The sequence below is a fragment of the Pseudomonas sp. IT-P218 genome, from assembly GCF_949767605.1.
In the GTDB taxonomy this organism is placed as follows: domain Bacteria; phylum Pseudomonadota; class Gammaproteobacteria; order Pseudomonadales; family Pseudomonadaceae; genus Aquipseudomonas; species Aquipseudomonas putida_AE.
Window position 1 is genome coordinate 484,892 of the sequence record NZ_CATKQQ010000022.1, and the last position, 13,065, is coordinate 497,956.

12 protein-coding genes are annotated in these 13,065 nt (G+C 57.0%); 5 read left to right on the top strand and 7 right to left on the bottom strand.

Annotated elements, in window-relative coordinates; all coding sequences use genetic code 11:
• Positions 1–105 precede the first annotated feature (105 nt).
• Positions 106–1,458, top strand: a complete 1,353-nt coding sequence (locus ACM6I6_RS16225; protein ID WP_274075207.1) for an MFS transporter — start codon at positions 106–108, stop codon at positions 1,456–1,458.
• On the opposite strand, the gene ACM6I6_RS16230 is transcribed toward ACM6I6_RS16225, so the two are convergent.
• Complete coding sequence (locus ACM6I6_RS16230) at positions 1,451–2,236, bottom strand: alpha/beta fold hydrolase (protein WP_414920234.1); 786 nt, start codon at positions 2,234–2,236, stop codon at positions 1,451–1,453. The two genes, ACM6I6_RS16225 and ACM6I6_RS16230, sit on opposite strands and share 8 nt — an antisense overlap.
• 91 nt (positions 2,237–2,327) lie before the next feature.
• Between ACM6I6_RS16230 and ACM6I6_RS16235 the strand changes: the two genes are divergently transcribed.
• Together ACM6I6_RS16235 and ACM6I6_RS16240 are read left to right on the top strand one after the other, a co-directional pair.
• Positions 2,328–3,299 carry an XdhC family protein gene (locus tag ACM6I6_RS16235; protein ID WP_210552744.1) on the top strand — a complete coding sequence of 324 codons (972 nt, stop codon included), beginning with the start codon at positions 2,328–2,330 and terminating at the stop codon, positions 3,297–3,299.
• A gap of 187 nt (positions 3,300–3,486) precedes the next feature.
• Positions 3,487–4,341 (top strand): AraC family transcriptional regulator, encoded by an 855-nt coding sequence (locus ACM6I6_RS16240; RefSeq protein WP_408600870.1) that lies wholly within the window; start codon positions 3,487–3,489, stop codon positions 4,339–4,341.
• A 345-nt stretch (positions 4,342–4,686) separates the two neighbouring features.
• On the opposite strand, the gene ACM6I6_RS16245 is transcribed toward ACM6I6_RS16240, so the two are convergent.
• Positions 4,687–5,430, bottom strand: coding sequence for an SPOR domain-containing protein (locus ACM6I6_RS16245; RefSeq protein WP_274075203.1), 744 nt, complete (start codon positions 5,428–5,430; stop codon positions 4,687–4,689).
• Positions 5,431–5,794: 364 nt separating this feature from the next.
• Positions 5,795–6,778, bottom strand: a complete 984-nt coding sequence (locus ACM6I6_RS16250) for an LLM class oxidoreductase (protein WP_274075202.1) — start codon at positions 6,776–6,778, stop codon at positions 5,795–5,797.
• A gap of 689 nt (positions 6,779–7,467) precedes the next feature.
• On the opposite strand from ACM6I6_RS16250, the gene ACM6I6_RS16255 reads away from it, so the two are divergent.
• On the top strand, positions 7,468–8,775 hold the full coding sequence (locus ACM6I6_RS16255; RefSeq protein ID WP_274075352.1) for an OprD family porin: 1,308 nt from the start codon (positions 7,468–7,470) through the stop codon (positions 8,773–8,775).
• 283 nt (positions 8,776–9,058) lie between these two features.
• Here ACM6I6_RS16255 and ACM6I6_RS16260 read toward each other — a convergent pair whose 3' ends face one another.
• The 3 genes from ACM6I6_RS16260 to ACM6I6_RS16270 form a co-directional block, all read right to left on the bottom strand.
• A complete protein-coding gene (locus ACM6I6_RS16260) occupies positions 9,059–10,078 on the bottom strand; it encodes a zinc-binding alcohol dehydrogenase family protein (RefSeq protein ID WP_274075201.1) in 1,020 nt (339 codons plus the stop codon).
• A 10-nt stretch (positions 10,079–10,088) separates the two neighbouring features.
• A complete protein-coding gene (locus tag ACM6I6_RS16265; protein ID WP_064677804.1) occupies positions 10,089–10,382 on the bottom strand; it encodes a putative quinol monooxygenase in 294 nt (97 codons plus the stop codon).
• 189 nt (positions 10,383–10,571) lie between these two features.
• Complete coding sequence (locus ACM6I6_RS16270; protein ID WP_064677805.1) at positions 10,572–11,663, bottom strand: NADH:flavin oxidoreductase/NADH oxidase; 1,092 nt, start codon at positions 11,661–11,663, stop codon at positions 10,572–10,574.
• An 86-nt stretch (positions 11,664–11,749) separates the two neighbouring features.
• Between ACM6I6_RS16270 and ACM6I6_RS16275 the strand changes: the two genes are divergently transcribed.
• Positions 11,750–12,052 (top strand): ArsR/SmtB family transcription factor, encoded by a 303-nt coding sequence (locus ACM6I6_RS16275; protein ID WP_177010346.1) that lies wholly within the window; start codon positions 11,750–11,752, stop codon positions 12,050–12,052.
• Here the strand turns inward: ACM6I6_RS16275 and ACM6I6_RS16280 are convergent.
• On the bottom strand, positions 12,049–13,047 hold the full coding sequence (locus ACM6I6_RS16280; RefSeq protein WP_323607654.1) for a zinc-dependent alcohol dehydrogenase family protein: 999 nt from the start codon (positions 13,045–13,047) through the stop codon (positions 12,049–12,051). The genes ACM6I6_RS16275 and ACM6I6_RS16280 overlap by 4 nt on opposite strands.
• Between the last annotated feature and the right edge of the window lie 18 nt (positions 13,048–13,065).

A 13,065-nucleotide genomic window follows, 5' to 3' on the forward strand; every position in this document is an offset into this window, starting at 1 on the left:
GCAACTGAAAGGGCACATCAAGGCATCACCGCTGACCTGCTGATTACCCGCAACCCGCGCACCGGGATGCAGAACGTTTCGATTGACCGTTTGTGTGAGGCAACCATGACTACGACAACAACAATAACTGCATCACCCGCCAGCGCCGCTACCGATACACCGCAGATTCCACCGGGCAAGGCCTTGCTCGCGGCATTTGCCTCGACATTCGGCTGGGCTCTGGATTTGTTCGACCTGTTCATTCTGCTCTACGTGGCGCCCATCATCGGCCGCCTGTTCTTCCCCTCGGACACCCCGACCCTGTCGCTGGCCGCGGTATATGCCTCGTTCGCCGTGGCCTTGCTGGTGCGTCCGCTGGGCTCGGCGATCTTCGGCGCGTACGCCGACAAACACGGCCGCAAGCGTGCGTTGATGGTGTCGATGGTCGGCGTCGGTATTTCCACGGCACTGTTTGGCGCCTTGCCGACCATTCACCAGGTCGGGGTGTTGGCCCCGATACTGTTTTTGGTCTTGCGGGTAATTCAGGGCATTTTCGTTGGCGGCATCGTCGCCTCCACTCACACCATCGGCACCGAATCCATCTCACCGCGCTATCGCGGCTTGATGTCCGGGTTGATCGGTGGCGCCGGTGCCGGCATGGGCGCGCTGTTGGCGTCATTCACTTATCTGGTGTTGTCGGAGATCTTTCCCGGGGAGGAGTTTGACGTCTGGGGCTGGCGCTTCATGTTCTTCTGCGGTTTGCTCAGCACGTTTTTCGGTCTGGTGATGTTCCGTTACCTGGAAGAAACCCCGGTCTGGCAGCAACTGCAACAAGCCCGCAAAACCAAGGGGCCGGCAATCGTGGTCGTGTCGCCACTCAAGCGTCTGTTCGGTCGCGAGTACCGCGGCGTGATGCTGGTCAACCTGCTGATTACGTTTGGAGGCGGTGCCACGTATTACCTGGCCTGCGGTTATCTGCCGACCTTGCTCAACGTGGTCGCCAAAGTGCCCCATACGCAGACTTCGCAGATGCTCATGTATGGGTCGGCGGCAACCATTGTCGGGGCACTGGCGTTCGGTTATCTGAGCGACCTGATCGGCCGCAAGAAGACCTTCATGCTACTGGGTGTGATCAACCTGGTGAGCCTGCCGATAATGTTCCTTGGTGTCGCCGAACCGGGCTCGCTGACCCGCACTGCGCTGTATTGCGTGGGCATAGGCTTCATGGGCGGGGCGATCATCGCGCCGATCCTGATCTTCCTCAACGAACGCTTTGCCACCGAGCTGCGAGCCAGCGGCACCGGGTTGTCCTGGAACATCGGTTTCGCCCTCGGCGGCACCATGCCGACCTTTGTGTCCCTGGTCAGCAGCAGCCCGGCGCAGATCCCCATGGTGCTGGCGATTTTCGCCGCCGGTCTGTCGGTGATCTACCTGATCGGCAGCGTGGTGATTCCGGAAACCCAAGGCAATTTCAAATAAAGGCGGGGAGGCGCTCCAGGAATTCGCAGATCAGCTGCAAGGTGCGCTCGGTCGCTTCGGTCTGGGGAAAGTGTCCGCAGTTGTCCAGCAACACACAGCGGCACGGCCCAGGCACCTGTCGCTGGATGACCACCAGTTGCTCGGGCGTGGCGTAGTGGTCTTCGCGACCCTGAATGACCAGCAACGGCTTTTCGATATAAGCCAACTGCGCTTCGAGATCATCCAAGGAAAAGTCCGGGTGCAACCAACTGTCGCTCCAACCGTGAAAAGCGCCATCGACATTTGTCCCATGGTGGCGTGCCAGGCGCTCGCGCAATTCGCCCAGATGCCAAGCCTCGGTGGTGTGGCGAATGGCATCGAGGCTCTCGGCCTCGACAATCACGTGAGGGGCCAGTGCGATGCTGCCCAACACGCGTGGATCGTTGGTGGCGGCATAGGCAAGGACGATGGATGCGCCGTCACTGTGACCGAGCAAGACCACTTGCGGCAGTTGCAAGGCATCGAGCAATTGCCGCAGTTCCCGAGGGCCGTCGCTGCTCAGGTAGTTCAGCGGACGCGGCAGGGTTACCGGGCTCGATTGCCCATAACCCTGACGGCTGTAAGTGACCACACCGTAACCGCTGACCTGGGCCAGGCGTAGGGGGAAGTCTTTCCATTGTTCGGCGCTGCCGAGGCCTTCGTGCAACAGCACAAGCGTCGGTCGCGAAGGCTCAGCCGCAGGGATTTGGCGATATTCCAGGCGCAGCGGCCCAAGTTGCAAAAACTGTTGTGGCGACATGTTGAATCAACAATTGAACAAGATTGCTCGCAGGTTACCGTAAACGTAACCCCGCATGCAGCACCACGCTTTTGCTTGAGGTATTGAAAACATGCGTCATCTCGATGTTCAGGTGATCGACCAGGCACTGCAATGGGCTCGCGCCGGGCAGGCCCAATGGCTGTGCACAGTGCTCTCCACCTATGGCTCGGCGCCGCGTGCGCCGGGTGCGATGCTGGTGACCAATGGCGCGGGCGAACACGTCGGCTCGCTGTCGGGTGGCTGCGTCGAAGAGGAGTTTCTCGAAAGCCTGACGCGCGGTGAATTACGCGAACCGGCGCAGATCGTCAGTTATGGCGACAGCGTCGAGCAACGCCACCGTCTGCGTTTGCCCTGTGGTGGTGTGCTAATCGTGCTGGTCGAACACCGCGATGCCAGCCTTGAATGGATCGCACACCTGGAGAGTCTGCAAGCGGCGTTACTCGGTCAGCGACGTCTGCAGCGTCATATCGAGCTGAGCAGCGGTGCCTTGCGCCTGGACCCGGACGCGGGACACGGCAGCGAACGGGTACAAGTCGACGACGAAAGAGTTCGCATCAGCGTTGGCCCAGCGTTACGCCTGATTCTGGCAGGGCTCTCGCCGGTCGCTGAAGTTTGCGCCAGTTTCGCCCGAGCCATCGGATGCGAAGTTATCGCCTGCGACCCCCGGGAAGAGATGCTGCATGTGCATCTCGAAGGCGTGGAGATGCAACGTGTGCTGCCTTCGATGTTCATTGCCGCCGGAGGCTGCCACGCGGCGACCGCGGTGGTGGCGCTGACTCACGATCCGCGAATCGATGATCTGGCGCTGATGGAAGCGGTCCACACCCCGGCGTTTTACATCGGCGCCATGGGCTCTCAGGCAACCTCGGCCAAACGCGCCGAGCGGCTGAAGCGCATCGGTGGTCTGACGGATGAACAAATCGCCCGTTTACACATGCCCATCGGCCTCGATCTGGGCAGCAAGGCCCCGGCGGAAATCGCTCTAGCGGTGGTGGCCGATATCCTGCGTGTTTATCACGGCAAAGAACGCCATGCCTTGTAGGCGGTTTTTCCGACGAACGTGGGGGCTGCGAAAGTCGAGGTAGACGCTCGGTCAGTCGCGCGCGATAGTGGTCAGCCAAGTGTTGCTGAACCATGGACCGATCGACGGGCTTGAGTAATAGATAAACGCCCCGATGATAGGCATTGAGGCCGATAACAATATCGCTTCAAGCGAGCGGAGGAATCTGATGTCGATTGCCCAACGGGTTTTCCACGGCAGGTTTGGCCGGGTCGCCTTGCTGAATATGGATCATTCGCTGGTCACCCATACCCATTCCGAATGCCATGTGCTGGTCAAAGTGTCCGGCGAGGACACTTACTTCAACGTTAACGGTCGGCGGGTTCCGCTCAGTGATCGCACTGCGGTGCTGGTCAACGCCTGGGAGCCGCATTTCTATGATCCGCAACCGGGTGCCGGTGCCACCCTTATCCTGGCGCTTTACATCGAACCCGCCTGGCTGGCCACTGCCCAGCAGTCGCTGGCGCTCAGCGGTCGGCCGGACTTTTTCGCCCAATCATGCATCGAGCTGTCGAGTCGAAATCGCACCCTGGCCGACATCCTGGTCGCCGAAGCGCATGGTTGTGGGATCGTGCCGAAAGAGCGCTTGGAGTTCATGCTGTTCGACTTCCTGATCGAACTGATCGAGGCCTTTTCCAGCTGGCGGCATTTGTCTCTACTGGGTGCGCCCAACACAGGTGAGTTCCGGGATGCGCGCGTGCGCCGTGGCACGGCCTGGTTGCTTGAGCACCTCGATGATCCGAACCCGATCGACAACGCCGCGCGGGCCTGTGGTCTGTCTCGGGCACACTTCTTCGCGCTGTTCAAGAAAGACACCGGCATGACGCCGACCCTGTTGCTTAACGACGCGCGCATGCGCCGCGCTTTTGCCTGGCTTGAGCGTGAGCGCAGTGGAACGCTGGGTCTTTTGTCGGAGAACCTCGGGTTCTCCGAGCAAGGTCATTTCACACGGTTTTTCCGTCAGCACATCGGAGCTTCGCCCAGCCAGTATCGGCGTGTAGTGGATAGTTACGCGGCGGTTTGAACCGGGAGGAGGGCGGGGGGTATTTTAGGCAATACTCCCCTATGATGAAGTTTGACTTTAATATTGAAAGTTAGCGGCTTGAATAGTTACAAGCGTTGGGTCTGCCAAATACTCGGGAAGTCATAAATCTCATTCATGCGTTCTTCACGCATCAACTCAAGTTTCTTCTGAGTATCCGCATCTTTCAGCGAGCTTGTAGTTCAGCTCGCTGAGTTAAAAATGATTTTGTAAATTGGCGGCCAGGCAATTCTTCAGGGCGAGATAGGCTCTACCTCGCGATACTATCTTGCGTCATAAAATAAGTATCTATTTGTTCGAGGTCAGGCAGCGCTAAATAGGGTCGTGTCAATTTCCCGCCATCATCCATCCTCTAACACCATGACTTTCAGTCAACTCTTTCACGACTCGGGCCGCGTCCTGTTTCTGTTTGTACGGGCCGATGACTACAAAGTTGTTTTCTTTACGCGCTACCGGTAACTCCAGCTGTTGAATGGCTTTTTTGGCGCGATGTCGGCTGGGTGTGTTCAACGCAATTTCAATCACCCACAGGCCGGATGAAGACGTGGCTGAAGCAGGTTTTACAGCGTGGGAAATGAAGCCTCCACACGTCAAACACGGGCGTTCCAGCGTGATTAGCGACCTTGGCATGGTGCGAAAGACATGCCATTGCGGAACAATGGTTTTTTTGCGGGCGAAGAGTGCCAGGAGCAGGCCGGTAAAAGTAATCATACCGCTGAGAATAATCGTCCAGTTGTGTGAGGGTGTGGGCAATGAAGGCAGCGTAAGTACGGGTGATTCGTCTGGCTTTTCGAGTAAAAACTGTACGGCGTCAGCCTCCGTTGAATCGGTTATATGGAATCCGTTTTTCGCAATGGGTGCGAGCTCAACGGAATGTTTTGTATTGAGCTCTGTCGCAATTTTATTAGCGGCGTCATCGAGTAATTGTTCGAGCTTTGTCACTTTTTGCTGAATGTATGAATTGTCGACGTTATTTTGACAAATTGGTCCTGTGGACGTGTAGGTCCATAGTAGTGCTGATAGTTGCCCAAAAACGCCAGTTACCAGGAAGCCCAAGCCAAGCTTTCGCACGGCACCATCTCCAAATCAGGTGAATAGTAATTTGTCCCATTTGTCACGGATAAAACGGGGTTCTATTGTTGATCCTGGGATGGACTAAATTCTTGAGCGCGTCAGTGTGCCCAAGCGCCAAAATTAGTCGGCTGCTTTTTGTTGTTTTAAAGAATATCGGGCCTGCACTTTATAGACTGTTGGTTAACTAAAAAGGCTCAGATGATCGAAAAAGAACCGAATCAGATGGATTGCAAGGTGGTCCATTAAAGCAAATGACCTGCTCGAAGAGCCGTTGCAACCGATATTCCTTGAACAGGTATCGGCCTGATGATTCAACCTGTTGAACCGCACCACCTCGGCCGGCATGGAAGCGGCCGGCGTATCAATTCGCTCCGGGGCGCGGCTGTACTCCGAATTGCGGAACGATGTGAGTACCCAGTTCCTCAATAACTTGCGCAGCAGGGCGCTTTCCGTATTTGAGATTCAGGATAACGTGGTCCACTCCGATTTCCTCAAGCGACTCGAGCAAAAACCGGAGATGGTAGCGTCCAAGTTTGAACCCCAAATGAATGCGAGTGGGCGGCGTAGACGGGTTCTCATCAAGGTCGATGTAGAGCGACTGAGTGAAGGGCTTATAGACGGAGCCACATTGCTTTATGACCTCCTGCCGCCAATCTTCCACGATCATTCGCTGCATGTTCGGAATGCGTGGATAGTTGATCCATCCGACGCTTTCGCGCGCGATCCAGTCCAGTGACTGGCGGCTATTGCCGGTCACGAACATTGGAATGACTTGGGTTGTGGGTTTCGGAATGAGATCTGCGCCCCGCATCTCACCACCGCTCCAGCGAATGGGCTCAAAGCTGGTGCTGTGGGCTCGGCGAATCACCTCGTAGTGCTCGCGAAAGATTTCTCCGCGCCTTTCGGGATCGACGCCAAAAGCCGAAAACTCCACAGGGCGATCGCCGGAAGCGACCCCCAGTATCAAGCGACCTGCGCTCAACTGATCAACGCTGGCTGATGCCTTGGCCGTGTGTAGAGGATGGTGAACCGGGATGGCAATGGATGCTGTGCCAAGCGCTATCTCCGACGTATGAGCGGCCATGTAACCCAGGTAGACCCAAGGGTCGAACAGTTGGCCAACATCGCCGAAGCCGGGGTCCCGAAGAGGCACGTCGCGAAACCACAGCGCGCAGAAGCCCAGCGCCTCTGCTCGTTTGGCCAGTTCGACCTGGTTGAGCATGCTCGGAGTGTCGCCCTCGAAGGCCTCCAAAGGAAAGAATAATCCAAGGCTCAAATGGCCCTGAGTGAAGGTTCGGCTGAACCCTCGGTGCTGCTGATAAGGAATCGTGCTCGGCCGATACATACTCATTTTCCTCAATGGAAGAAACTTGAACAGCGCCCCTGTTTCCAGAGGTGCTACGGCATCGGTCGCTTGGGAACGACAGGTGGGGTTAGGGTGCAGTCTTCGCCCGTTGCGCTGTACATGTTGGTCGGGTCGACCGGTGTGAAGGGCCAGTTGCTGGCATGCGCGCGGGCGGGTCCGGATTGGCGATGAGCGGACGGTCAAAATAAATCAGATCGCTCCAGCCCGATACATCGCCTGAGCAAAAGCATGGGGACCATCCAACAAGCGTAGGCGGCTTTGCGCGGAACCGCCATGTCGTTCTCCGTCTCGGTACCCGTGACACAGGACGGGTCAGGTCATTGCGCTGAGCTTTTGGGTACTCGATACGGCCCTGGCACCGGGCATTTGGAATTGGAGACGACTGACAATGGGGTCCGGCCCCAGTCCTGACATTCAGACGATAAGGTTAATTGTCATACCCCAACGCAGAACTCCATCTGCCCAGGCAAGGCACTCCCTGTGCCTTTGTCACACACTCGGCTCTAACGCAATCGCGCGGCATAACAACACGTCTTCAAGCGCTGGCGGCACGCCCGGTTCGAGGCATGACGTCAAGGCCGACACGTGGCCCGTATGCTTATTTCCGTTGGCCTGGAAGATTTGCGTTGCTTCTATTACCTGAAAATAACAAATGGAGCGCAGTACAAGTGAGTAGAAAAACAATAACTGCAAGTTCGGTGTTTTTTTGCATGACGCTGAGTGCTCAGGCGCATGCTGACTTCCTGAGTGACAGCAAAGCCACCTTGGGAATGAGAAACTTCTACTTCAATAACGACAACCGCGATGGCATGGCCGCCCCTTCCAAAACCGAAGAATGGGCGCAGGGTTTCATGCTGGACTTCAAATCGGGCTATACCGGTGGCATGGTTGGCTTTGGCGTCGATGGCCTGGGGTTGCTGGGGGTTACCCTGGACAGCGGCCAAGGACGGCATGTCGGCAGCAGCATGATGCCTTCTGACGGTGACAACCGTGCCGTCGACGAGTGGAGCCGGCTAGGGCTGACCGGAAAAGTCAAAATGTCGGAAACGGAATTTCGCTACGGCACCTTGATTCCGAAACTTCCAATACTGGTCGCCAACGATGGGCGCGTGCTTCCACAAACCTTCGAGGGCGGTCAAATAACCTCGAACGAGTTCAAGGGGCTGACCTTGACTGGAGGTCGGATCAACCAGGCAACAGGACGTGGTTCGAGCGATCAGACGGGGCTGGCCGTTGCTGGTGGTACGCGTGAAAGCAATCAGTTTGACTTCGCCGGGGCCGATTGGAAAGTCAACAAGGATGTGACAGCTCAGTACTACTACGCCAGCCTCGATAACTACTATACGCAGCATTTTTTGGGATTAATTCACACCCTTGCTCTCTCGGACAATCAGTCCCTTAAAACCGACCTGCGCTATTTCAAAACTGACTCGTCAGGTGCAAATAGCTCCGGTACGTCTGGCTACAGAATGAGTGGCTACACCAAAGACGGTAGTGGAGAGATCGATAACCGCACCTGGAGTGCCGCGTTGATTTATACACTGGGTGGCCACGCGATTACTGCGGGGTACCAAAGTGTGTCGGATGGCAGCAACTTCACTCAACTCAGTCAGGGTAGCCTTTCTGACAAGGGCGCCGGTGGAGCAAGCCTGTATCTGTATACAGACCGTTTTATCCAGACTTTCACCCGCGCAGGCGAGCGCACAGCTTTCGGTCAGTATGCTTACGACTTCGCCGCTCTGGGTGTCCCTGGCCTGAAAGGCTCGGTCATGTACCTTTCTGGCGATAATATTAAAACTACGACAGGCGACAGCCAGAAGGAATGGGAAAGAGACATTAGCCTGGACTACGTCGTTCAGTCCGGAGCGCTCAAAGGCGTCGGGTTCGGCTGGCGTAACGGCAAGTCCAACAGCGAAGCGGCTCGTAGCGTAGATCAGAATCGTGTTTTTGTGAGCTATAGCCTTCCGCTTCTCTAACTATTGTCATGAGCGGTTAATTCCCAGCTTTGTTTTTGTTTTCAGAGCTAATGATGGATTCAGTCGTCTTGTTCCACTTGAAGAGCTTGGCAAGCGCTGCGGGCGCTGAGACCTGGAACTGATGGCAGACCTCTTTGGGCGTTAATCCCTCCGCCAATAACAGCAGAATTTTGGCCCGCAGCCCAAGACGTTGCCCCAGCCAGCCCATCCGCGACCAGCCTTGTAGTGTGGCGTGGTCAAATCGCATTAAAACGAATGGGGCGGCGGGTTTGTCTACACCCTCTTAGAAGCCTTCCAGCACGACCTTGCCCTTCGCCTTGCCGCTTTCCAGCAGAGCATGGGCACGACGAAGATTTTCTGCGCTGATGCGCCCGTAGTTGTCGCCAACGGTGGTGCGCAAGTCACCCGCGTCAATGCGCCGCGAAACTTCGTTGAGGATGTTGTGCTGCTCCTGTATGTCCTCTGTCTCGTAAAGCGAGCGGGTGTACATCAGCTCCCAGTGCAACGACAGGCTCTTGCGCTTGAGCGGTACGGCGTCCAGCGTGGCCGGGTCATCGATCAGGCCCAGCTTGCCCTGAGGCTTCAGTGATTCGATGATTTGCTCGTAGTGCCGATCGGTCTGGGTCAGGCTAGCGACATGGCTGACTTGTGCGATACCGATGCGCTTGAGCTCCTCGCTGAGTGGCTTGGTATGGTCGATGACATGATGCGCACCAAGCTCGGTGACCCAGGTCTGGGTTTCAGGGCGCGAAGCCGTACCAATGATCGTCAACCCGGTTAGCTGACGCGCCAGCTGAGTCAGGATTGAACCCACCCCGCCTGCAGCGCCGATGATCAGCAGCGTTTCGCCCCGGTCGGTGGTATCGCGTGCAACACCGAGGCGATCAAACAGTAATTCCCAAGCGGTCAAGGAAGTCAGTGGCAATGCCGCAGCCTTGCTGAAATCCAGCGACTGGGGCATTGAGCCGACGATACGCTCGTCCACCAGTTGCAGCTCACTGTTGCTGCCCGGGCGGATCAGCGATCCGGCGTACCAGACCCTGTCACCGGGCTTGAATAGCGTCACGTCGCTGCCGACCGACTTGACCACGCCGGCAGCGTCCCAGCCGAGGATGCGCGGCTGGCTTTCGTCCTCGTGCGGTACGTAGCCCTGCCGCACCTTGGTATCGACAGGATTGACCGATACGGCCTTTACCTCTACGAGCAAGTCGCGCGGCCCCGGCACTGGCTCGGGAATATCGATCTCCACCAAGGCGTCGGGATGTTCAATAGGCAGGCATTTGAAGTGTGCAATGGCTTTCATTCGAAGATCCTCAGGAGATGCGATACATTTTCGTGATGGTGAGCTTTTCAGCTGCACGTTCGATGAAAGGGAGCGCTGCCTGAAAATGCGGTGTCGCTTCGTGATCAGTCAGCGCCGCTTCGTCCCGCCACTGCTCGATCATGTGGAAAGTGCGAGCCTGCTCGGCATCACGATGGAAGTCGTACTGGATACAGTCCGCTTCGCCTCGGCTTGGGCCTTGCAGGCCCTGCAGCGTTTGCTCGAGCTCGGCTTCGAAGCCGGCCTTGGCGACCAAGGTGGCAATCAGTGTCAGAGGGGTGGTCATCAAACCTCCTGTCTGTGTGCGATATAAAGAGGGAGCGCATTGGCTGGCACGGAGTATCGAAGATGTCCATGCCGGCCATGCGGCCAAAAACCTGAATCCGGGTGAGAGCGCGACAACAATCTTGCCCGCTTGGGCATTCGACCAAGTTGATAGCCCTAAGGCCATGCGAGCGCCCTCGCTCCGGCGGGATCACCTGTAGCGTTCAAGCCAATGGGCATAGGGAGCGGGCAGGGTCCAGGCAGCACGCTCTACACCCAGCGCCTGGGCGGCTGAATAGGACCAGTTGGGATTGCCCAGGTGCGCCCGGCCAATCATCGCCAGGTCCAGTTGACCACTCTTCACCGCTTCTTCGGCGACGCTCGGCGTGCCGAAGCCCCATGCCGAGGCCACCGCAATCCCCGCCTCGCGCCGTACACGCTGGGTAACTTCGCCCATGAAACCGGGGGCCCAAGGAATGTTGGATTCAGGGATGGTGAACCCGATACTGACGCTGAGTAAGTCCAATCCACCGTCCTTGAAACGACGTGTCAGTTCGATAGCCTCTGACAAGGTCTGTTCATCCCGACCGTCGTATTCGATGACACCCAGACGAGCGGTCAGCGGCAAGTGCTCTGGCCATACTTCGCGAACCGCCGCCAGTGTTTCCAGCAGAAAGCGGCTACGGTTATCGAAATTTCCGCCATAGGCGTCGTCACGAAGGTTGGAGTGTTCAGAGAGGAATGACTGGGCCAGATAGCCATGGGCGAAATGCAGCTCCAACCACTCGAAGCCGGCTTCACGTGCACGGCGAGCGGCGGAGACAAAATCCTCGCGCACTCGGGCGATATCCTCCAGCGTCATGGCTTTCGGCTGCTTGGCGAGATGAGCGCCAAAGGCAACAGCCGACGGGGCGATGGTCTGCCAGCCACGCAAATCATCCTCGCCGATATGATCGTCACCTTCCCAAGGACGGTTCGCACCGGCCTTGCGCCCCGCGTGGGCAATCTGGATACCTGGCACTGCGCCGGCAGCCTTGATCGATTGCACCACCGGCACGAAGGCACGAGCGAGCTCATCATTCCAGATACCAGCGCAGCCAGGCGTGATCCGTCCTTCGGGTGACACGGCGGTCGCCTCGACAACCACCAGTCCCGCCCCGCCACGCGCGAGGGTGGCATAGTGCACAGTGTGCCAATCGTTGATCAGGCCATCATTGGCCGAGTACATGCACATGGGGGGAATCGCGATCCGGTTGCGAAGGGAGACATCCTTGAGCGTGAAAGGTTGGAACAGTGCAGACATCAGGTTTTTTCTCCGAGGGATACTATTACTATTGTTCGATAATATTCGAACTATTGACCTATAGCAAACCCGTGTATGATTCGCTCATGCGCCCCTTCAAACACCTTCCTCTCAGCGAATTCGTTCTTGAGCGTCTGTTTTACGCCTTGAGCGACCCTGTACGCCTGGAGATTGTCCGGCGCCTCGCCGAGCTGGGAGAGGCCAGCTGCGGCGACCTGGACGGTGGCCGCGCGAAGTCCACCATGTCCCATCATTTTCGGGTGCTGCGTGATGCCGGCCTGGTTCAAACCCAGACCATCGGCACGACCCACATGAATTCGTTGCGCAGGGAAGACTTGAGTCACCGTTTTCCGGGCCTGCTGGAAACGATCCTGTCCCAGCACGACTAAGCCTGTCGCTCAATGACGACTTTGCCAATGGCACGGCCTGACTCAAGGCGATCATGTGCCGCGCTGACACCCGCAGCAGTGAAGTCATGACGCTCATCAATCAGTGGTTTAACCAGGCCGCGATCAACCAGGGCGGCCAGTCTTTGCAGGATCTCGCCATGGTGCTTGCGGCCTTCGTTATGAATGATCGAAATAGCCATGAATACAAAGTCGAGTCTCAATGCCTTAAAGTGCATTTCGGTCAGATCGTAGCTGTCGTAACCGATGATCGAGACAACATGGCCCTTAAGCTTCGCGGCTTTCAGTGAGTTTTGTAAGACCTCACCGCCCAAGGTATCGAAGACCGTATCGAATCCTTTTCCTTCGGTGATTCGCTGACTGTATTCCTGGGGCGTCTCGCTGTTATAAAAAATAATCTCATCGGCGCCCAGTTGACGGGCAATTTCCGCTTTTTCTGGCGTTGAAACCGTCGTCGAAACCCTGGCCCCCAGGATCTTGGCCAATTGAATGCCTATGTGCCCAACACCACCGGTGCCACCATGCACCAAGACGTTGTCATTGGGTTTGATCGAGGCTCGGTCGATCAGCGCCTCCCAGGCCGTAATTGCCACGAGCGGCAAGCTGGCTGCTTCGCCAAAAGAGAGCGACTTGGGTTTTAGAGCAAGCATCTCAGCATCGGCCTCCATCTGATCTGCCAGCGCACCGGGAATCCCCACGATGCCGCCGAAACAGCCATAGACTTCATCGCCTACGTTAAAGCGGGTCACACCAGCACCAATGGAGCTGACCACCCCTGAAACATCGATGTGAAGAATTGCCGGAAAAGTCAGACCGGCCGTACCTTCGCTGCCCCGACGAATTTTCGTGTCCACTGGATTCACGCTTGTCGCCCGCACGTCGATAATCACATGACCTGGGCGGGCAACGGGGTTTTCCGTATTAATTTCTACAAAAAGGTCTGAGTTACCATGCTGATTCATCACAATGGCTTTCAAGGCTTAAACTCCGAGGAA

Coding starts and splice junctions, on each gene's coding strand:
- ACM6I6_RS16225 (WP_274075207.1), top strand. CDS start 106: ATGACTACGACAACAACAATAACTGCATCACCCGCCAGCGCCGCTACC.
- ACM6I6_RS16230 (WP_414920234.1), bottom strand. CDS start 2,236: ATGTCGCCACAACAGTTTTTGCAACTTGGGCCGCTGCGCCTGGAATAT.
- ACM6I6_RS16235 (WP_210552744.1), top strand. CDS start 2,328: ATGCGTCATCTCGATGTTCAGGTGATCGACCAGGCACTGCAATGGGCT.
- ACM6I6_RS16240 (WP_408600870.1), top strand. CDS start 3,487: ATGTCGATTGCCCAACGGGTTTTCCACGGCAGGTTTGGCCGGGTCGCC.
- ACM6I6_RS16250 (WP_274075202.1), bottom strand. CDS start 6,778: ATGTATCGGCCGAGCACGATTCCTTATCAGCAGCACCGAGGGTTCAGC.
- ACM6I6_RS16260 (WP_274075201.1), bottom strand. CDS start 10,078: ATGAAAGCCATTGCACACTTCAAATGCCTGCCTATTGAACATCCCGAC.
- ACM6I6_RS16265 (WP_064677804.1), bottom strand. CDS start 10,382: ATGACCACCCCTCTGACACTGATTGCCACCTTGGTCGCCAAGGCCGGC.
- ACM6I6_RS16270 (WP_064677805.1), bottom strand. CDS start 11,663: ATGTCTGCACTGTTCCAACCTTTCACGCTCAAGGATGTCTCCCTTCGC.
- ACM6I6_RS16275 (WP_177010346.1), top strand. CDS start 11,750: ATGCGCCCCTTCAAACACCTTCCTCTCAGCGAATTCGTTCTTGAGCGT.